The organism is Planococcus sp. ANT_H30 (genome assembly GCF_008369335.1).
In the GTDB taxonomy this organism is placed as follows: Bacteria; Bacillota; Bacilli; order Bacillales_A; family Planococcaceae; genus Planococcus; species Planococcus kocurii.
The window spans coordinates 1-21,553 of record NZ_VOBJ01000003.1 but is presented as its reverse complement, the minus strand read 5'-3'; the positions used below and the strand labels follow the sequence as shown (position 1 = coordinate 21,553).

Annotated in this window: 24 protein-coding genes, 8 tRNA genes and 1 rRNA gene; 32 read left to right on the top strand and 1 reads right to left on the bottom strand. The window is 41.7% G+C overall.

What is annotated here, in order from left to right; genetic code table 11:
- Window positions 1-42 precede the first annotated feature (42 nt).
- The 9 genes from FQ085_RS08560 (at window position 43) to FQ085_RS08520 (ending at window position 8,828) form a co-directional block, all read left to right on the top strand.
- Window positions 43-813, top strand: a complete 771-nt coding sequence (locus FQ085_RS08560; RefSeq protein ID WP_058386387.1) for a hypothetical protein — start codon at window positions 43-45, stop codon at window positions 811-813.
- A 79-nt stretch (window positions 814-892) separates the two neighbouring features.
- On the top strand, window positions 893-1,240 hold the full coding sequence (sugE, locus tag FQ085_RS08555) for a quaternary ammonium compound efflux SMR transporter SugE (RefSeq protein ID WP_058386386.1): 348 nt from the start codon (window positions 893-895) through the stop codon (window positions 1,238-1,240).
- Window positions 1,240-1,557, top strand: a complete 318-nt coding sequence (locus FQ085_RS08550; protein ID WP_149456533.1) for a DMT family transporter — start codon at window positions 1,240-1,242, stop codon at window positions 1,555-1,557. The genes sugE and FQ085_RS08550 overlap by 1 nt, the downstream gene beginning before the upstream one ends.
- Before the next feature lie 73 nt (window positions 1,558-1,630).
- Entirely contained in the window at window positions 1,631-2,701 is a 1,071-nt protein-coding gene (locus tag FQ085_RS08545; RefSeq protein WP_149456387.1) for a D-alanine--D-alanine ligase, read from the top strand.
- 13 nt (window positions 2,702-2,714) lie between these two features.
- A complete protein-coding gene (locus tag FQ085_RS08540) occupies window positions 2,715-4,073 on the top strand; it encodes a UDP-N-acetylmuramoyl-tripeptide--D-alanyl-D-alanine ligase (protein ID WP_058386384.1) in 1,359 nt (452 codons plus the stop codon).
- Between the two features lie 71 nt (window positions 4,074-4,144).
- Window positions 4,145-4,843 carry an alpha/beta hydrolase gene (locus FQ085_RS08535; protein ID WP_058386383.1) on the top strand — a complete coding sequence of 233 codons (699 nt, stop codon included), beginning with the start codon at window positions 4,145-4,147 and terminating at the stop codon, window positions 4,841-4,843.
- A 333-nt stretch (window positions 4,844-5,176) separates the two neighbouring features.
- Window positions 5,177-6,700, top strand: a complete 1,524-nt coding sequence (cshA, locus tag FQ085_RS08530; protein WP_143039510.1) for a degradosome RNA helicase CshA — start codon at window positions 5,177-5,179, stop codon at window positions 6,698-6,700.
- Window positions 6,701-6,844: 144 nt separating this feature from the next.
- Window positions 6,845-7,324 (top strand): PH domain-containing protein, encoded by a 480-nt coding sequence (locus tag FQ085_RS08525; RefSeq protein WP_058386381.1) that lies wholly within the window; start codon window positions 6,845-6,847, stop codon window positions 7,322-7,324.
- Window positions 7,317-8,828 (top strand): PH domain-containing protein, encoded by a 1,512-nt coding sequence (locus FQ085_RS08520; RefSeq protein ID WP_149456532.1) that lies wholly within the window; start codon window positions 7,317-7,319, stop codon window positions 8,826-8,828. The genes FQ085_RS08525 and FQ085_RS08520 overlap by 8 nt, the downstream gene beginning before the upstream one ends.
- 43 nt (window positions 8,829-8,871) lie before the next feature.
- Here the strand turns inward: FQ085_RS08520 and FQ085_RS08515 are convergent, their stop codons facing one another.
- Window positions 8,872-9,480, bottom strand: a complete 609-nt coding sequence (locus tag FQ085_RS08515) for a rhomboid family intramembrane serine protease (protein ID WP_149456386.1) — start codon at window positions 9,478-9,480, stop codon at window positions 8,872-8,874.
- A 68-nt stretch (window positions 9,481-9,548) separates the two neighbouring features.
- On the opposite strand from FQ085_RS08515, the gene acpS reads away from it, so the two are divergent.
- From acpS to FQ085_RS08400, 23 genes are all read left to right on the top strand, one after another.
- Window positions 9,549-9,902: a holo-ACP synthase gene (acpS, locus tag FQ085_RS08510; protein WP_058386379.1), complete on the top strand. Its 354-nt coding sequence runs from the start codon at window positions 9,549-9,551 to the stop codon at window positions 9,900-9,902.
- Window positions 9,903-9,917: 15 nt separating this feature from the next.
- Window positions 9,918-11,075: an alanine racemase gene (alr, locus tag FQ085_RS08505; protein WP_149456385.1), complete on the top strand. Its 1,158-nt coding sequence runs from the start codon at window positions 9,918-9,920 to the stop codon at window positions 11,073-11,075.
- Window positions 11,076-11,118: 43 nt separating this feature from the next.
- Window positions 11,119-11,403, top strand: a complete 285-nt coding sequence (locus FQ085_RS08500) for a hypothetical protein (RefSeq protein WP_058386377.1) — start codon at window positions 11,119-11,121, stop codon at window positions 11,401-11,403.
- A gap of 4 nt (window positions 11,404-11,407) precedes the next feature.
- Complete coding sequence (locus FQ085_RS08495; protein ID WP_008432415.1) at window positions 11,408-11,758, top strand: type II toxin-antitoxin system PemK/MazF family toxin; 351 nt, start codon at window positions 11,408-11,410, stop codon at window positions 11,756-11,758.
- Window positions 11,759-11,925: 167 nt separating this feature from the next.
- Window positions 11,926-12,753, top strand: a complete 828-nt coding sequence (locus FQ085_RS08490) for an RsbT co-antagonist protein RsbRA (RefSeq protein ID WP_071153533.1) — start codon at window positions 11,926-11,928, stop codon at window positions 12,751-12,753.
- Window positions 12,753-13,115: an STAS domain-containing protein gene (locus FQ085_RS08485; protein WP_006830185.1), complete on the top strand. Its 363-nt coding sequence runs from the start codon at window positions 12,753-12,755 to the stop codon at window positions 13,113-13,115. Before FQ085_RS08490 ends, FQ085_RS08485 begins: the two co-directional genes overlap by 1 nt.
- A 2-nt stretch (window positions 13,116-13,117) precedes the next feature.
- On the top strand, window positions 13,118-13,519 hold the full coding sequence (locus FQ085_RS08480) for an anti-sigma regulatory factor (RefSeq protein WP_058386375.1): 402 nt from the start codon (window positions 13,118-13,120) through the stop codon (window positions 13,517-13,519).
- 12 nt (window positions 13,520-13,531) lie between these two features.
- Window positions 13,532-14,533, top strand: coding sequence for a PP2C family protein-serine/threonine phosphatase (locus FQ085_RS08475; RefSeq protein ID WP_058386374.1), 1,002 nt, complete (start codon window positions 13,532-13,534; stop codon window positions 14,531-14,533).
- A gap of 96 nt (window positions 14,534-14,629) precedes the next feature.
- The gene (locus FQ085_RS08470; RefSeq protein ID WP_058386373.1) at window positions 14,630-14,959 is read left to right on the top strand and encodes an anti-sigma factor antagonist; all 330 of its coding nucleotides are present in this window, start codon (window positions 14,630-14,632) and stop codon (window positions 14,957-14,959) included.
- A 1-nt stretch (window position 14,960) separates the two neighbouring features.
- A complete protein-coding gene (gene rsbW, locus FQ085_RS08465; protein WP_058386372.1) occupies window positions 14,961-15,431 on the top strand; it encodes an anti-sigma B factor RsbW in 471 nt (156 codons plus the stop codon).
- Window positions 15,409-16,191: an RNA polymerase sigma factor SigB gene (gene sigB / locus FQ085_RS08460; protein ID WP_058386371.1), complete on the top strand. Its 783-nt coding sequence runs from the start codon at window positions 15,409-15,411 to the stop codon at window positions 16,189-16,191. Before rsbW ends, sigB begins: the two co-directional genes overlap by 23 nt.
- Window positions 16,191-16,790: a PP2C family serine/threonine-protein phosphatase gene (locus FQ085_RS08455; protein WP_058386370.1), complete on the top strand. Its 600-nt coding sequence runs from the start codon at window positions 16,191-16,193 to the stop codon at window positions 16,788-16,790. Before sigB ends, FQ085_RS08455 begins: the two co-directional genes overlap by 1 nt.
- 107 nt (window positions 16,791-16,897) lie before the next feature.
- Complete coding sequence (locus FQ085_RS08450) at window positions 16,898-19,063, top strand: Tex family protein (protein WP_149456384.1); 2,166 nt, start codon at window positions 16,898-16,900, stop codon at window positions 19,061-19,063.
- A 23-nt stretch (window positions 19,064-19,086) separates the two neighbouring features.
- Window positions 19,087-19,539, top strand: a complete 453-nt coding sequence (locus FQ085_RS08445; protein ID WP_058386368.1) for a SprT family protein — start codon at window positions 19,087-19,089, stop codon at window positions 19,537-19,539.
- A 172-nt stretch (window positions 19,540-19,711) separates the two neighbouring features.
- A tRNA-Asn gene (locus tag FQ085_RS08440) sits at window positions 19,712-19,786 on the top strand.
- Window positions 19,787-19,791: 5 nt separating this feature from the next.
- Window positions 19,792-19,866 (top strand) — tRNA-Glu (locus tag FQ085_RS08435).
- 179 nt (window positions 19,867-20,045) lie between these two features.
- Window positions 20,046-20,122 (top strand) — tRNA-Met (locus tag FQ085_RS08430).
- 3 nt (window positions 20,123-20,125) lie between these two features.
- Window positions 20,126-20,201 (top strand) — tRNA-Asp (locus FQ085_RS08425).
- An 8-nt stretch (window positions 20,202-20,209) separates the two neighbouring features.
- Window positions 20,210-20,284, top strand: a tRNA-Gln gene (locus FQ085_RS08420).
- A 104-nt stretch (window positions 20,285-20,388) separates the two neighbouring features.
- A tRNA-Leu gene (locus tag FQ085_RS08415) sits at window positions 20,389-20,474 on the top strand.
- Between the two features lie 14 nt (window positions 20,475-20,488).
- Window positions 20,489-20,565 (top strand) — tRNA-Arg (locus FQ085_RS08410).
- A 21-nt stretch (window positions 20,566-20,586) separates the two neighbouring features.
- Window positions 20,587-20,660 (top strand) — tRNA-Gly (locus FQ085_RS08405).
- A gap of 169 nt (window positions 20,661-20,829) precedes the next feature.
- Window positions 20,830-21,553: ribosomal RNA gene (locus tag FQ085_RS08400) — 16S ribosomal RNA — on the top strand; the annotation flags it as partial.

Genomic DNA, 21,553 nt, shown 5'->3' with positions numbered 1-21,553 from the left:
TCTTTTTGGACGTATAATAAGAAACGGAATGGAGTGGAGGAAATGGAGAGAAAACCGTTGAACGCGGACGTCTACATACAGCATTTATATATATACTTGAACGAATCTGATCAATTTGCCTTATTCAGCGGACTGACTTTTGCCCATTTTTTGGATGCCATGAAATTGCCTAAAAATCTTCTGTTGTTAAAGCATCCCTATGAAGATGCATCTTTTAATATGCATACCCATATGGAGTTTGCTACACAAGAAGAGTTTGGTCAGTTGAGAAGAGCGCGTGCAAATAAGAAAAGTGAATTTTGTTGGATTGATTTTAGGAGTGAAAAGCAATTAAATTCTTTGACGCCTCAGGAACAAGCCGAATTGCTGTATATTGGCCACAAAAAAGAGCCGCTCAAGACACCGTTTTATTCAACTCTTCAAAATGAATTTGTCTATTTATCGAGTGAAGAAGAAGAAACCACAAAAATTTACTTCCGCAAATTAGAGCGCCTGAATGAGCTGGTCGGAAATTACTTTACGTATTTAATTCGGCGAGAAGAGAACGGGCAAAACTTTTGGCGACGTAAAGCAAAAGACTTAATCCCAGAGTTGCCTGCTGAAATTCTTCAATCCTTGAAAAAGAATTATCGTGAAGGCGTACTCATTTCATTGGCAGACCCCGAAAAAACGAAAAACACGATTGAATTGCACATTCGTCCAGTAGAAGAGATTTCATTTTTGGATGAATTTTGGTCCGACATTGAAGAATATACAAAACAAGGGGTTTCACGTAAGATTATCTACGATAGAAAACAAAAAACGTGGAAATGATACCTGGCAGCAGGTATCATTTTTTTGGATCGATGCTCTACTCCAACAGAGCAAGTGTGAAAAGAAAGAAGGGAATTACATGGCCTGGATTTATCTCATGATTGCGGGAATTACAGAAATTGTGTGGGCAATTGGCTTGAAGTTTGCTGAAGGCTTTACGAACTTAGTTCCTTCACTTATAACATTCGTTTTTATCGTCATCAGCTTTATGCTGTTTGCGATTGCGATGAAAACAATTCCAATCGGTACGGCTTATGCAGTATTTACTGGCATTGGTGCTGCAGGTACAGCTATTTTAGGTATCTTTTTATTTAATGAAAACGCTAGTTTAGAAAAATTGTTCTTTTTAAGTTTATTGCTAATTGGGATAATTGGGTTAAAAGTTTTAGATGGAAAAGAAACTTCGAGTAAGGGCGTGCAGTCATGATGGATTGGCTGATATTAATAATTGCGGGATTGTTTGAAGTGGCGTTTGTCACTACTATGAAACTATCCAATGGCTTTAAAATAAAACGGTACACAGCGCTAACGATTTTGTCCGGCGCGCTTAGCTTTTATTTGCTGTCACTGGCGTTAACAACAATTGCGCTTGGAACAGGCTATGCTGTATGGACAGGCATCGGTGCTGCAGGAAGCGTTCTAGTCGGTATGATATTTTTCAAAGAAAGCAAGCAACTGGCAAAAATATTTTTTCTATCCTGTATTTTAGCAGGAGTCATTGGCCTGAAAATTTTCGGTGGCTGACATGAAAAAAATATTAGTCACTGCAGGTTCGTGATAAACTAAGAAATATGGATAACGAAATGAGGTCTCTTGGATGAAAAAACGAGTCGGTTTATTATATGGAGGCAAATCGGCAGAGCATGAAGTTTCTCTGTCTACAGCCTTAGCAGTTACAAATGCAATAGATTTTGAAGCATATGAAATTTACCCAATTTATATCACGCAAGACGGCGAGTGGAGAAAATGGGATCGTCTTGAAGGTGCAGTAAAAACAATTGAACAGCTTCAATTGCCTGGAGAATCTTCGAAACCCAATGATATTTCTGGATTTCTTCCATCACAAAGTAGTGACGTGCTGGACGTTATTATTCCCTTGTTGCATGGACCAAATGGCGAAGATGGAACGGTTCAAGGTCTTCTTGAAGTGATGAATATCCCATATGTTGGGAATGGTGTACTGGCATCTTCTGCAGGTATGGACAAAGTCGTAATGAAGCAATTATTTGAGCAGGCAGGTTTAAAACAAACGCCTTATGTGTATTTTATAAGAAGAGACTGGGATCAGAACCAAAGTTTTTGGTTGGATAAAATAGAATCAGAACTTGTATGGCCGCTTTTTGTGAAACCTGCTAATTTAGGATCAAGTGTAGGAATCAGCAAGGCTGACAATCGCGAAGAACTAATTTTAGCCGTAAAAGAAGCATTGAAATTTGATCGCAAAATTGTCATTGAACAAGGAGTGGACGCTCGTGAAATCGAAGTTGGCGTTCTCGGAAATGACGAACCAGCTTGTTCAGTAGCAGGTGAAATTAAGCCGTTAAAAGCTTTTTATGATTACCAGGCGAAGTACAAAGACGGCAATACGGCCATGATTATTCCGGCTGAATTAGACGAATCGGTTTATGCAAGACTAGAAACAGATGCTAAGAAAGCCTTTAAAATACTGGACTGTTCTGGGCTTGTCCGAGCAGATTTTTTTGTCACAGCGGATAGTGAAATTCTGATTAACGAAGTGAATACATTACCAGGCTTTACACCTTACAGTATGTTCCCGTTACTGTGGGAACATACAGGTTTGCCTTATCCGGAGTTAATTGAACGCCTTATCGTTTTAGCAATCGAACGGCACGAAGAAAAACAATTACTGCAAGTTAAAATAGACTGAGTGGAGAAACCAAATGAAAAAAAAGATTGAACAAGTAGCCAAATGGCTAGACATCAAAACTAATTTAAAGGGCTTCGACGTTACAGGGGTCTCGATTAACACGAGAACGCTCGAGCCGGGTGATTTGTTCATCCCTTTTCGTGGAGAAAAAGTAAATGGACATAAGTACGTCCGTTCGGCTATCGAATTAGGTGCGGTAGCTTCTTTATGGCAGCGCGACGAGCCAGGAGCACCAGAAGATTTACCGTTGCTATTTGTGGACGATTGCGAAGTAGCTTTGCAAGAGATGGCTCGCACGTACCGCGATGAATTGTCAGCGATTGTGATTGGAATCACCGGTTCAAATGGTAAAACTTCGACAAAGGATCTGGTAGCAAGTGTCTTAAAGCCTTATTTTAAAGTGCAGAAAACGCCAGGTAACTTTAATAATCAGCTAGGTTTGCCTCTAACCATTTTGTCTCTAGAAGAAGACACGAAAGTTGCTGTCCTCGAAATGGGCATGAGCGGCAAAGGGCAAATTGAGTTTTTGTCAGAATTAGCGCGTCCCGATTATGCCATTATCACCAACATAGGCGAAGCACATTTGCAAGACCTTGGATCTCGTGAAGCTATCGCCGAAGCGAAATTCGAAATTACTGCAGGTCTACAACAGCATGGCAAGCTTTTCTATGATGGCGATGAGCCTCTATTGCAACCCTTTATGGAAACTTTTCCACAAGGTGTTTCTTTTGGGTTCGACGACAACAATGAGTTGACGGTGACAGATATTAAAGCTACTGAAGATGGCAGCAGCTTTATGGTTAGCGGGATTATAGACGCTGCATTCACTATTCCAGTTTTAGGGGAGCATCAAGTGAAAAATACGCTTGCCGCTATTTTGGTAGCGCTCGAAGCAGGCTTATCGGAAGAGCAAATCCGTAAATCTTTAAAAGATGCAGCACTGACCGATATGCGGATGCAGATGATTCAAGCAGATAACGGTGCGATGTTTATTAACGACGCTTACAATGCAGCTCCATCATCAATGACTGCAGCGCTAAATTTTATTCGTGAAACGACAATGAAAGATAAAAAGTGGGTAGTGCTAGGGGATATGCTTGAACTTGGAGACAATGAGCAAAACTATCACGAAGCACTTAGTAAGTACATTTCGGATAATTTAGCAGGCGTTTGTCTATATGGTCCTCGTATGAAGTGGCTTTACGATAAGTTGCAGCCGAGTTATGCAGGCAAGCTATTATGGAGCGAAACGGAATATGAACCGATTATCGAGCTGTTGCAAACTTATACAAATAAAGACTCCGTTATCTTGGTAAAAGGTTCTCGGGGGATGGCTTTAGAAAACATTATCGAACCTTTCGTCACAGCGTAGTTGTGGAAAAGTGCAATTGACGGTGATGTTTGAAATACCACGCTGTTAAGTGGTGAGAAGAGGCGAGTGGATTGAAAACCGGTGTTCTTTGTATACACGGCTTTACAGGAGGACCGTTTGAAGTTGAGCCTTTTGTTGATTTTTTAAACGAACAAACCGACTGGATTGTAGAAATACCGACACTGCCAGGGCACGGTGAAAAACTAGCGCTAAAGAGAATGTCGGCAGAAAGTTGGATGATGGAAGCTGAATTAGCCTTAAAAAGGCTGAAAAAATCAGCGGATCGCATCATTGTTGTCGGATTTTCGATGGGTGGTTTGATCGCTATGTATTTGGCCATGCGCTATAAGATCGACCGGCTTGTACTATTAAGTGCTGCTGCTAAATACATTAGCCCAGCACAGATTCTTAAAGAAGTGCAAGAAGCATTAAAAGATATAGTGTCTGGAAAAATAGCAGAAAATGCACCTTTGCATCTTTACCAATACAAACTGACGAATACACCTGTCAGCTCGGCTATTGAATTTTTGCGAGTAGTCAAAATGGTAGAACCTTATTATTCTAAGATTACAGTGCCTGTTTGTATTGTCCAAGGTAACAGGGATAGCATAGTGCCTGCTTCGGCCGCGGACTTTATCTATAACCATATTGGGGCAGTTGAAAAACAGATGATTCGTTCGGAGCTTGGCAAACATTTAATCTGCTATAGCGAAGATCGAGAAGAGTGGTTCGAGGACGTTTTTGAGTTTATGAACAGAGGATTAGAGTAAACTGATTATTGGAACCTTTGCGTATTGATTGCAAATAAAAAAAATACATGTTATTCTTTTGAAAGCAATGGATACATTTTTGAGAAACTCTTCCCCGTGAAGAGTATTTTTTTGAGCAAAACGGTTTGTTCTATAGATAGGGTATCAAACACCCGCCGATCAGACCGCTCGGCAAAGCCCGAGCTTTTCCTGTTCACACATCCCCTCTGACTTAAAACTACAGAGTATGATTTTCGACGTGAAACTTCCTCATAAAGGCTCGCCCTTGTCACGAATTCATCTAAAATGTACACCATTTGTAAATCAGATGAAGACAAAAGGAGATTGAAAAATTTGGTAAAATTTTCAGAGTTAAATATTAGCGAAACAACTTTAAAGTCCGTAAAACGTATGGGGTTTGAAGAAGCAACACCAATTCAAGAGGGAACAATCCGTCTTGGAATGGAAGGTAAAGACATTATTGGACAAGCGCAAACAGGTACTGGTAAAACAACGGCTTTCGGAATTCCTTTGATTGAAAAAATCGACACTAAAGACGGTAATGTTCAAGGATTAATCATCGCACCAACACGCGAATTGGCAATCCAGGTTTCTGAAGAACTTTACAGATTGGGACAAGATAAAAACGTACGTATTCTTTCGGTATACGGCGGCCAAGAAATTAGCCGACAAATCCGTGCACTTAAAAACCGTCCGCAAATTATCGTTGGTACTCCAGGACGTCTATTAGACCATATCAACCGTCGTACGCTTAAATTGGATAATGTCAACACATTAATCCTTGATGAAGCAGACGAAATGTTGAACATGGGCTTTATCGAAGACATTCAAACAATTATGGCAAGTGTTCCTGATACTCGTCAGACATTGTTGTTCTCAGCAACTATGCCGGATGCAATCCGTCGCATTGCAGAGAAATTCATGAAAACGCCAGAAATCGTTAAAATCAAATCAAAAGAAATGACTGTTGAAAACATTGAGCAGTTCTACGTGAAATCTGTAGAGCGCGAGAAATTTGATTTCCTTTCACGTCTTTTGAATGTTCAACAACCGGAACTTGCGATCGTTTTCGGACGCACAAAACGCCGTGTTGATGAATTAGCTAAAGCTTTGAATATCCGCGGCTACCTTGCTGAAGGAATTCATGGTGACTTGAGCCAAGCAAAACGTATGTCTGTTTTAAAACAGTTTAAAGCCGGCAAAATCGATATCTTGGTAGCAACAGATGTAGCAGCTCGCGGACTTGATATTTCAGGCGTGTCACACGTATACAACTTTGATATTCCACAAGATCCTGAAAGCTATGTTCACCGTATCGGCCGTACGGGTCGTGCAGGTAAAAAAGGAGTCGCAGTAACGTTTGTAACACCACGTGAAATGGGCTACTTGGGCATTGTTGAACGCACTACGAAGAAAAAAATGGAAGCTTTAATTCCTCCAACTGCGAACGAGGCTGTACTTGGTCAAAAACGCGTTGCGATGGAACAATTGTTTGAAATGACAGAGAAAAACAATCTTGGCGATTACCGTGAATTCGCGGCGCAAATGCTTGAAAAGCATGATGCGGTTGACTTGATTGCAGCAGCTCTTAAAACAATGACTAAAGAACCGGAAGATGTTCCAGTATCAATTTCCGAAGAACGTCCTTTGCCATCACGCGGAGGCGGCGGATATAAAGGTAAAGGCGGCGGCGGACGCAGTTCTGGAGGCGGCGGTTACAAAGGTAATCGTTCATCAGGTTCAGCTCGTCCATCATCAAGCCGTGGAGCAAGCTCAGGCGCAAGCCGTCGTCGTGAAGGCGGAAGTGCAACTGGCGGCGGACGTCCAGGACGTACGACTCGTCGTAGCGAATCTTAATACCGATTAATTCAAAGGACGTATGCCAAACAGGAAACTGTTTGGCGTACGTTCTTTTTTGCTGTCTACATATCATGTACAATGGAATGAAACGTCTGAATAAGTAACTCGTATACTGATAAAGAAGCGATTGGAGAGAAATAGATGGAAAATCAGCCCAAAAATCAAATTTCAAGAAAAGGCTTAACGGTTTGGCGCGTTTACGGCAGTATGGAAACTACGGTTATTGCACTGGTTGCTATTGGGGCAGGTGTGTTAACGTATTTCTTTGATTGGCCACAATGGTTATATGCTGTTTATGGCGCGGTTATTTTGCTGTTTGGCTTTTTGCTCATTTACTTATTTCCGAAGATTCGTTGGCAGCGCTGGCGTTATGAAGTGCGAGAACAGGAAATTGAATTACAGCATGGCTTGTTCATTGTGACCCGTACATTAGTACCAATGGTTCGTGTCCAGCACGTAGATACTGAGCAAGGACCAATTTTACGAAAATATGATTTGGCACAAATTTCGATTTCGACAGCGGCAACCACTCATACAATTCCGGCATTGATAACGGCGGAGGCTGATGAACTAAGAGCTAGAATTTCTGGTTTAGCAAGGGTGGCGGAAGATGATGTCTAAAGAACGCTATAAATTGCATCCTATTTCGGCTTTTTTAAATTTCATTAAAGGATTAAAGGAATTAATCCTACCGTTCATTATTATTTTTGGAGTCAATCTATTCAGAGACGGTGGAATTAGCTCGATGTTCAATCAAGGATGGCAGGGGTTAATTCCGGTATTAATAGGAAGCGTTGTGCTAATTTTTCTGTTAGTTGGTGGAATTATTAAGTGGAAGCGTTTTGTGTATTGGTTCGAGGATGGAGAATTACGAATTGAGTATGGCCTATTTGTAAAGAAAAAGAGGTATATTCCGTTCGAACGGATTCAAAGTCTAAATTATACAGAAGGAATTTTTCATCGACCATTTGGGTTAGTAAAAGTGAAAGTAGAAACAGCAGGCTCAGGAAAAGTGGGACAGGCCGAAGCTGAACTAACGGCAATTTCGCGTGAAGATGCAGATCGTATCGAAAATGAAATAGAAAAAGCTAAGCAACACCCTACAGAAGCAGTTTTTTCAGAAATGGGACCGATAGAATATGTGGAAGTTCCTGCTAAAAAAGTGACTACAGAACTTTATCGCATGTCTATGAAAGAATTAATGATTCTTGCAACGACTTCCGGCGGAATTGGCGTGGTCATTTCAGCAGTCGCAATTTTTCTTTCCCAATTTTCTGAGTTTATACCGTATGATGCCATTTATGAAGAAGTCATGCTATTTTTGCGTTTTGGTGTATTGATTGTTGCGTTAACACTCTTTTTTATCTTATTGATCGCATGGATTATTTCCGTAATTATGACAATTGTCGCAAATTACCAATTTAGCCTTCAACGCGATGAAGACCATATTTATATTACTAGAGGATTATTAGAGAAAAAGAAAATTTCAGTTCCGTTAAAGCGAGTTCAAGGAATTAAAGTGAGTCAGAATCCTTTGCGTGAGCTTTTTGGATATGCGACGGTCGTAGTTGAAAGTGCAGGTGGCTCAGTTGGCGATAAGGATGAAAAAATTCGTCTGTTTCCGTTAGTGAAAGTGAGTCGGATGCGACCTATACTAACAGAGCTGTTTCCGGAACTGCAATGGACACCGGAATTGGTTAAGGCGCCGAAACGCAGCATTCACTTTTTCTATCGCCTGAATTTAGTTTGGCTGTTTCCTGGGCTTGTCGCTTTAGGTTATTTTTTCTATCCATATGGATTGCTAACGTTGTTTGTTGTGCCGATTATTGTCATCTCTGGAGTTTGGCAGCACAGGACGGTCGGCTATTCGTTAGCTGAAAAGCAACTAACGATGCAATTTAGAGGGCTTAGTAAAAATCGCTATTATATTTTGAAAAAAAGGATTCAAGTTATTCAAGTGACGCAAAGCTATTTCCAGCGTCGTAAAGGAATTGCATCGATTCATGCAACGATTAAAGCGGGTATGGCAGGAGCTACTGCAACGATTGCCCATATGGAAAAAGAAGACGCAAGTCGGATTTTGTCTTGGTATGAACCATCCGGAACAAAAGAGGTTGAAGAGTAAAAAAGTCCAAAAAAACAGCCGGAATGTAGTATTCCGGCTGTTTTTATTTTTTAGCTCGCCAGCTAACAATTCGTTTAGGGTGGAAGTAGCTGAGTCCAATAAGGAACCCGGTAATCATTCCGGCGATGTGGGCTGTTACGTTAACGTTTGGCGTCAAGAAAGTCATGACTATACTAATGACGATAATAGGGAGTATAATTTGTTTGAGTTGCGGTAAAGCACGTCCTCCGTAATACACCAATGCGCCAAATGCACCAAAGACTCCAAAAATCGCACCACTCGCTCCGACATGTGCGTAATCGAGCGGCTGTAAAAAGTAAGTAGCCGCAGAAGCTAAAAATCCTGCCAACAGGTAGATCGTAATAAAACGAACTTTTCCAGTCAAACGTTCTAATTCAGGTCCGAACAAGAACAAGGAGAACATGTTAAACAGGAGATGCATCAATCCTCCATGTAAAAACATTGGTGTAATGAATCGCCACCACTGACCTTCAGCAATGTAAAAGTTGGATCCAACGCCATAAAAGTAAATCCAATCACCGAGTAAAGGCAATAAACCCAGTACATAGACCAATAAATTAAGCGCGATCAAAGTAGAAACGACCGGATATAGCCGCAAGTATTGCTTAAAGCTTTCTGTTCGAATAAACATTTTGTCACCTCTATTTCATACATTTAATTATACCTGTTACTGGTTTGTGATTGAAAGGAGAAACATTTATGATTACAGGAATCGGGATAGATATCGTTGAATTGTCGCGAATTCGACGAATAGATGCCAAGTCACCAAAATTTCGTGAACGTGTATTAACTGAATTTGAACAGGCTGAATACAGTCGATTAACAGAAACGAGAAAAGCAGAGTTTTTAGCAGGGCGCTTTGCGGCTAAAGAAGCATTTTCTAAAGCTAAAGGCACTGGAATTGGTGGTGCCTGTTCTTTTCAAGATATTGAAATTAGAAAAGACGCTAAAGGCAAGCCGTCTATTTATTTCAAGCATATGGAAACGGGTCTAGTATCGATTACTCATTCCAAAGAATTTGCAGCGGCACAAGTTCTTCTACAAACAATTTAACTGGGTGGTGTCAACATGACAGAACAGTATCGACCGACAAAAGCGGTCATTAGTCTAGAAGCAATCAAAAAAAATTTAACAGCGTTTCAAGAAAAAAGTGGAGATGCGAAAGTGATTGCGGTGGTAAAAGCAGATGCTTACGGACATGGGGTCTTAGCGGTGGCAAAGGCAGTCATCGAAACGGGTGTCGATATGCTAGCAGTTGCAACACCAGACGAAGCTCTTTTCCTGCGCGACCAAGGCATTGAAACGGAGTTACTGGTACTAGGTGCGACACCTGCCAAATTTATTCCGGTTGCGCAACAGCGCAATATTATTGTGACAGCTATTTCTCTTGATTGGTTATCGATGGCTGCGAGTCATTTGGAAGAGAATTTAGAGATGCTAAAAATTCACTTGAAAGTCGATACCGGGATGAGACGCATTGGTATTCAACTGGATGAAGTAGATCAGGCGCTAGGCATTATTGCGGATCACGACTTTAGTTTTAAGGGGATCTTTACGCATTTCGCAACTGCAGACGAAGAGAATTCTTCTCTATTTAACCAACAGGTTCACGCTATGAACAGTGTCATTAAACAATTGGAAGATCCGTCTGTGATGGTCCATGTATCCAATAGTGCAACCGCCATCATGCATCCAGAGTTGACGAGTGACGCGGTGCGCGTAGGAATTTCGTTGTACGGCATTGCGCCTTCTCCATACGTCGGTCAGGAAATGGAATTTCATTTGTATCCTGCACTGAGCCTAGAAACAGAAATTGTTCATGTGAAAAAAGTAAAAGCTGGAGAAGCGTTAAGTTACGGAGCGACTTACCGTGCGGCACGAGACGAGTGGGTTGGGACGATTCCAATTGGTTATGCAGATGGCATGTTGCGAGGACTACAAGGGCAGGATGTGTTAGTAAACGGGCAACGTACTCCGATTATTGGGCGGATTTGTATGGATCAATGTATGATTCGACTTTCTAAAAAGGTGCCTGTGGGTGAAAAAGTCCAGTTGATTGGACGTCAAGGAGAGCAGCAAATTTTTATTGATGAGTGGGCTGATAGACTGGAGACGATTCCATATGAAATTCCTTGTATCTTAACAAAACGAGTACCGCGTGTTTACTCGGAAAGCGCGGAGGTTTCCGATTTGTCTTTTCACAAGCTTGATAAAATGGTAAGATGAAGCAGACGAAGACAGAAGAACGGGATTTTCGGAGGTGTCGGCTGTGTACGAGAAGTCAAAGACAAAAGAAGTGGTTGTGAAAATGCCAAAGCAATTTATTTCAGAGTTGACAACTCATTCAAATGAGCATGTCCAAGAAAGTGGAGATTATATTTATGTTTCCACAAGCCGGGTGACAAAAAATCTGTATGACTCATATCATATTCGAGAAGCGATGATCAAAGGCTACGTGGAGATGTCTCAAATCAATCTATCGATTGCTTGTGAATGTTCTCACGCTGAGTATGAAGCGGAGCATATGACTGTCCGACTCGTAAGCGGAGGGTGACAACTTGATTGTAAAACGCGGAGATGTTTTTTTTGCGGAATTATCGCCAGTCGTCGGGTCTGAGCAGGGTGGGACCCGACCTGTACTGGTGATTCAAAACGATATAGGGAATCGTTTTAGTCCCACTGTTATTATTGCAGCAATCACGGCGCAAATTCAAAAAGCCAAATTACCGACTCATGTAGAAATCAACGCCAAGAAATACGGCTTTGAGCGCGATTCCGTTATTTTGCTAGAACAATTGCGAACCATTGATAAGTCGCGACTGACCGACAAAATTACGCAGCTTGACGACACTTTGATGGAAAAAGTAGACGAAGCATTAGAAATCAGCGTAGGTCTTGTTAAATTTTAAGCATACATATTCTTTTGAAGGCACCTCGAGAATCTTTCTCGAGGTGTTTTTTTAAAGAAGTAACCTTACTGACAAAAAAGATGTGAAAAAAACGAATTTCCGATACAATAAAGAGTAGCAGATAAAATTAGCGATACATAGTGTCACAGGGAGGGTTTTCAATCTATATGAATAAACAAATGGCTCAATATATACAGGGCAACTTAACCGAAATCGTTTCAAAATGGCAAGAAAAAATGAAAGATGAAAAAAATGAACGTTCTTTTCAGTTGATGCCTGAAGAACTAATGAATCAAACGAGCCAAGAATTCGCAGAACTAATGATTTCTAATTTGCTGGAAAGCCATCAAGCTTATGAAAGTCGTGTAAACGATTTTGCTGAGAAAGTTGTGCGTCTTGGTTGGTCTATCACATTTGTTACGAAGGCAATCAATCATTTTGCTGAAATTGTTTACGAAGACTTAACAAAAGAAGAAATCATCCATGAAGGTAATCTGGCTGCTTATATAGAAGAATTCTCTAAGTGGATATCACCAATTCGTGAAAGTACTATTCAAGCCTACTCTAAAACATGGGAACGTACGGTAAGCTTGCAAAAAATTGCGTTGCAAGAATTGTCGGCATCATTAATTCCGGTGTTCGATAAAGTGTCAGTCATGCCGCTAGTAGGCACAATAGATACAGAGCGAGCAAAGTTGATTATGGAGAACTTATTGGAAGGTGTCGTGAAGCATCGTGCAGAAGTTGTATTGCTCGATATTACTGGCGTTCCAGTAGTAGACACCATGGTCGCACATCATATTATTCAAGCAGCAGATGCTGTTCGTTTAGTAGGCGCGAAATGTATGCTCGTCGGAATTCGTCCTGAAATTGCCCAGACAATTGTTACACTCGGCATTAATTTGAACGACTTTACGACAACGAGTACTTTACAGCGAGGCGTAGAACAGGCGTTAGCTTGGACGAATCGAAAAATTGTGGAGGTTGAAGACTGATGAATTTTAGAATTCCGATTTTAAAGTTAAGAGATACATTAATTGTCTCGATTCAATGGGAACTTGATGACCAAACGGCTCTTCAATTTCAAGAAGACTTATTGGCGAAATTACATGAAACAAGTGCACGTGGTGTCGTCATCGATTTGACGTCGATTGATTTTATCGACTCATTTATTGCGAAAGTTCTGGGGGATGTCATCAGTATGTCGAGTTTGATGGGGGCCAGAGTAGTTATTACCGGTATCCAACCAGCAGTTGCTATCACTTTAATCGAGTTGGGAATTCGACTTGAAGATGTTATGACAGCGCTAGATTTAGAAAATGGTTTGGATAAACTTCAATTGGAATTGGAGGCTTAACAATGAACGGTGAGTCCTCAGTTGAAATTTTAACAGAATGGGATATTGTTGCTGCACGACAACTCGGACGCAATGTAGCGAAAGAGCTTGGCTTTGGCACGGTTGACCAGGCCCGTATTACGACGGCTATCAGCGAGCTTGCGCGCAATATTTATTTATATGCTGGAAAAGGCAGGATCGAAATTCAACAGTTAACCCAAAATGGCCTTAAAGGCATTTTGATTATTGCTGCAGACAATGGTCCAGGGATTCCGGATATCCGTCAAGTGATGGAAGATGGTTTTACAACTTCTGGCGGATTGGGAGCAGGACTTCCAGGCGTTAAGCGGTTAATGGATGATTTTAAAATCGAAACTAGTATAGGTGAAGGCACAGATATACGAGCTACTAAGTGGCTTCGTTAGGGGGAACACCCAATGGTTCAGGAAATCGAGAATCAATATAAAGAGATTTTAAATGAATACATGAAAAAACAAACAGAACAAAATTTGTATGTCGGCCAAAATTTTAGCCGACAGCTCATCTTGGAGAATATCGCTCCTGAAGAAGTGATCAGCATGCATAAAGTAGCAATTCAAGAGCTTTATGGTGAATTGCCAGATATAGTCTGGCATTCATTTGATTTTTTGATTGAAATGATGATCAATTACGGATTGGCACTTCAAGAACGACAAAGTCTTATCAAACAACAGGAAGAGCTAAAAGTAGAAATGGATTTGGCAGCAAATGTCCAAGAAACCTTGCTGAAAACTAAATTGCCTTTATTAGAAGGTTTGGATATCGGCCTTCTTTCTATCCCTGCGCGAAAAATGAATGGGGATTATATTTATTTTGTTAGTGACCAAGAAGGCTATGCTGGGGTGGCAGTTGCGGATGTAATCGGCAAAGGCCTTCCGGCTGCTCTTTGCATGTCTATGATTAAATTTGGTATGGATAGTTTGAACAGTGCACATGCGCTACCCAAAGACGTATTAAGTGTCATTAATCGAATTGTTGAAAAAAGTATTGATGACTCGATGTTCGTTTCTATGTTTTATGGGAACTACGATGCTAAACGAGCGCGTTTAACTTATGGCTCAGCAGGACATGAACCTGCTATTTTATATCGTGCAAAAGACAATAAATTTACGGAGTTATATGCAAAAGGTCTACTGTTAGGGGTATCCCCCGCCGCGGTCTACGAAGAACATACAGTCGATTTAGAAAATGGTGACTTGGTCATCATGATGACAGACGGAGTAACTGAAGGCCGAAATGAAGAAGGTTTTATCGAACGCGAAGTTATTTATGAGTTAATTGAGCATAAAAAAACAGAACCGGCACAAGCCATTGTGCAATATGTTTACGACGAGCTTGAACGAATGCAAAATGCGCAATTCCAAGACGATTTCACGCTAGTAATTTATAAAAAAGTTTAACGACAGGTTTAACTGCCAACTAATTGTGGTATTAATGCTTAGAATAGACTTTTTTTAGTGAAATTGAATTTTAAAAAAACGGGGTGTCAAATCACAATGAATATTCAAGTAGACTTAACTGAATCGGATAATGTTCTTGAAGGATTTATCGGCGGAGAAATTGATGCACACACTGCACCAGTTTTGCGTGGAAAATTAGAAACTTACCAGAATCACCAAGGATTAAAAGCAGAGTTGGATCTTTCCGACGTTAATTATATGGACAGTACAGGACTTGGAGTTTTTGTCGCTTTTTATAAATCAATTAATTCAAATGGTGGACATGTAAAGTTAAAAGGACTTTCAGCACGACTAAAACGACTGTTCGACATTACAGGTCTCGGTGACATTATGGATATCGAATCTGCAGAGAAGGGTGGGAACTAGCATGCGTCCTTTTGATTACGTAGAAATGCGCGTTCCTGCCAAATCACAGTATGTTGGAGTTGCACGACTTACCATTTCAGGTTTAGCCAGCCGTGTTGGTTTTTCTTTTGACGATATTGAAGATTTAAAAATCGCTTCAAGTGAAGCCGTAACAAATGCAGTTCAGCATGCTTATGCAGAAGATGAGCAAGGTGAAGTGGTTATCGGATGTGCACTGTATGAAGATAAAATTGAGATTATGGTAGCAGATCACGGCAAAAGCTTTAATTTTGAAGAAACAAAAGCAAAAGTCGGTCCGTATCACGACCAAGAAGAAGGTGCTTTTCTCCGTGAAGGAGGCCTCGGCTTGTATTTAATCGAAACATTAATGGATGAAGTTAAAGTTCATCATCAAGAAGGAGTTACAATCTTTATGACAAAGCATGTTGAAGGAGAGCAGGTGGAGAAGGATGTCGAAACAGTCTCATCCTAATCAACCTACTAAAGAGCAGGTGCTTGATTGGATTGAAGCTTACCAAAAGACAGAAGATGAAGAAGCCCAAACAAACTTGGTGCTAAATTATAAACGCCTTGTTGAATCCATTGCGCGAAAATACTCAAATGGGAAATCGTATCACGAAGATATTGCGCAAGTAGGTATGCTTGGACTTTTAGGGGCTATCAGACGGTACGATCCATCATTTGGTCGTAGCTTTGAGGCTTTTGCTGTGCCTACAATTATCGGAGAAATTAAACGATTTTTGCGTGATAAGACTTGGGCAATCCATGTTCCACGACGGATAAAAGAATTAGGGCCCCGTATTAAAGCGACGGTTGAAGTGTTAACAAGAGAGCTTCAACGTTCGCCACAAGTGTGGGAAATTGCCGAATACCTGGATGTTGAAGAAGATGACATTTTAGAAGCAATGGAAATGGGTAAAAGCTATCAAGCACTTTCGATGGACCACTCTTTAGAGGCGGATTCAGACGGTAGTACCGTCACATTATTTGATGTAGTAGGTCAGGAAGACGATGGTTACGAGAAAGTGGATCAGCGGATGCTTGTAGCTGAAGCGATGAACGTGCTTTCTGAGCGAGAAAAGCAAATCATCCAATTCACTTACATAGAGCAGCTGAGCCAAAAACAAGCCGGAGACAAGCTTGGTATTTCTCAAATGCACGTTTCCCGGTTACAGAGAAAAGCTATTAAAAAACTCCAAGAAGCTATTTTAGCAGCGGGCGGAGTTTTGTAGTGGAGAGCATTCAGCATAATCTTGTGAATGCTTTTATTTTCAACGAAGCAAAAAAAGGGAATTATGAATCTGGTGACAGTTACCATACGGTCTTAACAGATGATTATTTTATTTGCTCCGTAGCTGATGGATTAGGGAGTGGGCCAATTGCGCGGGAGTCGTCTCAGGTCATCCCTCAGATTTTAAGAGAGTTTCATCATGAAACGATCGATCAATTGATGTATCGTTTTAATGGATTAATGCTTCAAAAGCGTGGTGCTGCCGTTGCTATTTTTAAAGTTGATTTCAAGAAAAAAACGCTTGAATATAGCTGCGTCGGCAATATTCGGTTTTATGTATACCGCAAAGCAACAGATGAAATTATCTATCCATTGCCAGTGATGGGTTATCTGTCAGGACGTCCGCAAAAATTACGTACTCAACTGTATACGTATGTAGAGAACGATCTGTTCTTGATTCACTCTGATGGGGTGGATTTAAGAAACCCAAAAGCTATGATGCGAAAAGCTTCAGTTCCAGAGCAATTGTATCGTGATATTCTAGAATCCATCCAAACGGGTGATGATGCTACATTCATAACAGGAAGCCTACTCAAATGAGTTGGCTTCTTTTTTATATGGACAATCTTGAACAAGGAATAGGGACGTCGTGGGCTGCTCTTTTCTGAATGTGTTAAAATAAAAAAGAAATGAAGGGGAGTGTCTAGATGGAAGCGCAACAAATTCATACATTGATCGCAAAAGAAACGGGCGTGCGAAACAATCAAGTCGCGCAAGTTATCGCATTAATCGAAGATGGCAACACCGTACCTTTTATCGCACGTTACCGAAAAGAAGCAACCGGATCTTTGGATGAAGTCCAAATTAAAGCGATTGATGACCGTTATACATACATTCAGAATTTAGAGCAACGGAAAATAGAAGTGATTCGTTCGATATCAGAACAGGAAAAACTAACAGAAGAACTGGAAAAAGCGATTCACAATGCCACTGTGTTGCAGCGGCTAGAAGATTTATATCGACCATACAAACAAAAGCGTCGGACAAAAGCGATTATCGCAAAAGAAAAAGGGTTGCAGCCGTTAGCGGATTGGTTACTAGAGCCTGGCGATGAAACAGTGACTGAAAAGGCTAAGGAATTTGTCGATGTACAGGCAGATGTCGTTTCGACTGAAGATGCAATTCAAGGAGCACAGGATATTCTAGCGGAATTATTTGCGGACGACCCAGATGTTCGAGAGAAAATTCGTTATATGACTCGAAAAGATGGAACCATTGCCACCGTAGCCAAAAAAAATCACGAAGACGAAAAACAAGTCTTCCAAATGTATTACGAATACGAAGAAGCTATCCAAAAAATTGTTCCGCATCGAATTTTAGCGATTAATCGAGGAGAAAAAGAAGACGTTCTAAAAGTTTCCATTAATCCGCCTGTGGATCGCATCGTCACTTTGATGAAAAATAATTGGATAAAGCAAACGCATTCAACAACAGATGTGATAGCCGAAGCGATTGAAGACAGCTACAAACGATTGATCCAACCATCAGTGGAACGGGAAATTCGAACTGAACTAAGTGAAAAAGGAGAAACGCAAGCCATTCATATTTTTTCGGAAAATCTGCGGAATCTTTTACTGCAACCACCGATGAAAAACAAAATGGTTTTAGGAGTGGACCCAGCTTACCGGACAGGCTGCAAGCTTGCAGTCATTGATGAAACAGGCAAGCTGTTAGAAGTGGCAGTGATTTATCCGCATCCACCCAAATCAGATCTAGCCGGCTCGAAGAAAATTATGGAACGCTTAACAGCTAAATACCCAATTGAAATTATGGCAATTGGTAATGGTACTGCATCACGAGAAACAGAACAGTTTGTTGCGGACTTTTTGTCGGAAACTTCGGCAGATATCTCTTACGTGATTGTAAATGAAGCAGGAGCTAGTGTTTATTCGGCATCTGACATTGCGCGAGCAGAGTTTCCAGACTTAAAAGTGGAAGAGCGGAGTGCGGCTTCGATTGCACGCCGTCTACAAGATCCACTCTCGGAGTTGGTAAAGATTGATCCAAAAGCGGTGGGGGTTGGACAATACCAGCACGATGTTTCTCAAAAGAAATTAGCGGACCAGTTAACTTTTGTTGTTGAGACGGCGGTTAACCAAGTTGGGGTCAATGTCAATTCAGCATCTGCTTCGTTATTGCATTATGTGGCAGGGTTAAGTAAAACTGTAGCGGAAAATGTGATTAAAGTGCGTGATGAAAATGGCCGATTTACTACACGTGCGCAGTTGAAAAAAATTCCGCGTCTAGGAGCCAAGACTTATGAGCAGGCAATCGGATTTTTACGGATTCCTGAAGGCAAGAACCTATTAGACGCAACAGGGATTCATCCTGAGAGTTATGACATTGCAGAAAAACTGCTGAAACTAGTAGGCGAAGACAAAAAATCTGTTGGAAAAGCAGGGCTCTCTGAAAAACTTGAAGCACTCGAGCTAAGCGAGTTAAGTGCAGAGTGGGGTGTCGGAGAAATTACGTTGAAAGATATTGTGGATGCGTTGAAAAAACCATTCCGTGATCCGCGTGATGAATTCCCACAACCTTTATTGAAAAATGATATTTTGAAAATGGAAGATTTGTTGCCGGGGATGGAAGTGCAGGGGACGGTCCGGAACGTAGTCGACTTTGGAGCGTTTGTTGACATTGGTGTGAAGCAAGATGGGTTAGTGCACATCTCGAAACTGAAAAAAGGATTTGTTAAGCATCCGTTAGAAGTCGTAGCGGTCGGAGACATTGTCACTGCTTGGGTAGAAAAAGTAGAGAAAGACAAAGGGCGCATTGCTTTGACGATGCTACAGCCAAAAGAGCAAATCCTTTAATCTAGAACAATAGGGGAGTTAACATGACGAACGAAGAATTGACGAGATTGATTAAGGAAATCTCGCTGACTAGTTTTCATAAGCCTTTCCAACACGAAGGTGTTTTTAATTTTAGGCTTCGAACGACAGGGGGGAGATACCTACTGCGTTCTCATAATATCGAAATCAATCCAAGCTCTTATGAGAAATTTGGTTATGAGGAACTCGAAGGCATTATCAAACATGAACTATGTCATTATCACCTTCATATAGAAGGAAGAGGCTATAAGCATCGAGATCAGGACTTCAGGGAATTACTAAAGGAAACCGGTTCGCCGCGCTTTTGTTCTTTACTGGAAGATAAAAAAAAGAAGCCCGCAGCCAAGTTGTATGTGTACCAATGTGTTGCATGTAAAACGAATTACAGGCGGAAGATTCGTATGAATACGGAGCGTTACAGGTGTGGTCGTTGTTCTGGAAAACTAACAGCGCAATAATAAATTCTTAAGTAGAGAGAGCGATTCAGTTATGAATGGCTCTCTTTTTTGATGCAATTTGAACAAGTTTTTTAGCTAGGGAAAACAAATATTAAATTTAAATGAAAAAGGTATTGACGATTCTCTTAGACCTCTTTATAATAGAAAAAGTCGACAAGTACTTAAGTGTCATTCCGAAGTAGCTCAGTGGTAGAGCACCGCACTGTTAATGCGATGGTCGTAGGTTCGAGTCCTACCTTCGGAGCCATTCATGGCCCCTTGGTCAAGCGGTTAAGACACCGCCCTTTCACGGCGGTAACACGGGTTCGAATCCCGTAGGGGTCACCAACTCTTAAAAAACAATTAATCTGAAAAGTTATAGTTAGATAATAACTGTGTTACACTAATACAAGAGTTAACGAGGGATAAGATAAAAAATGTCTTTGAAAGATTTATCCTTTACGGTGTTAGTACAACGAAGATGTTGTTTTAAAATGACTACGAAAAAATAGTCTACATAGTATTGTCGCGGGGTGGAGCAGTTCGGTAGCTCGTTGGGCTCATAACCCAAAGGTCGCAGGTTCAAATCCTGCCCCCGCAACCAAATGGTCCCGTGGTGTAGCGGTTAACATGCCTGCCTGTCACGCAGGAGATCGCCGGTTCGATCCCGGTCGGGACCGCCATTTTTTAGTGGGGTATAGCCAAGCGGTAAGGCAACGGGTTTTGATCCCGTCATGCCCTGGTTCGAATCCAGGTACCCCAGCCATTAGTATTAAACCAAAACGACGATAAAGTAGAAATTTTATTTTCTCATTGACATCAAGGTGGCAATCAAGTACAATAGATTTTGTCACTAAAATGAAATTCAATGCGGTCGTGGCGGAATGGCAGACGCGCTAGGTTGAGGGCCTAGTGGGAGAAATCCCGTGGAAGTTCGACTCTTCTCGGCCGCACCATAAACTTTCGAAATGCGCCCGTAGCTCAATTGGATAGAGTACTTGACTACGAATCAAGCGGTTAGAGGTTCGAGTCCTCTCGGGCGCACCATATTTTCTTCCTTATAATAATGCGGGTGTAGTTTAGTGGTAAAACCTCAGCCTTCCAAGCTGATGATGGGGGTTCGATTCCCCCCACCCGCTCCAATTTTTTAAAACTGAACCTTGAAAACTGAACAGCAAAACGTCAACAAATAGCAACGGCCGCGCAAAACGGCCCGCGCAAAACTTACTGATCAGCATCACGCAGATCAAAGCGAATCGTGCGTCTTCGGACGGCGATACGCCAGCAGTATTGAGCAATCAACACTACTCTATAATGGAGAGTTTGATCCTGGCTCAGGACGAACGCTGGCGGCGTGCCTAATACATGCAAGTCGAGCGGAACTTTGGGAGCTTGCTCCCATTGTTTAGCGGCGGACGGGTGAGTAACACGTGGGCAACCTGCCCTGCAGATCGGGATAACTCCGGGAAACCGGTGCTAATACCGAATAGTTTGCGGCCTCTCCTGAGGCTGTACGGAAAGACGGTTTCGGCTGTCACTGCAGGATGGGCCCGCGGCGCATTAGCTAGTTGGTGGGGTAATGGCCTACCAAGGCGACGATGCGTAGCCGACCTGAGAGGGTGATCGGCCACACTGGGACTGAGACACGGCCCAGACTCCTACGGGAGGCAGCAGTAGGGAATCTTCCGCAATGGACGAAAGTCTGACGGAGCAACGCCGCGTGAGTGACGAAGGTTTTCGGATCGTAAAACTCTGTTGTGAGGGAAGAACAAGTACCAAGTAACTACTGGTACCTTGACGGTACCTCACCAGAAAGCCACGGCTAACTACGTGCCAGCAGCCGCGGTAATACGTAGGTGGCAAGCGTTGTCCGGAATTATTGGGCGTAAAGCGCGCGCAGGCGGTTCCTTAAGTCCGATGTGAAAGCCCACGGCTCAACCGTGGAGGGTCATTGGAAACTGGGGAACTTGAGTGCAGAAGAGGAAAGTGGAATTCCATGTGTAGCGGTGAAATGCGTAGAGATGTGGAGGAACAC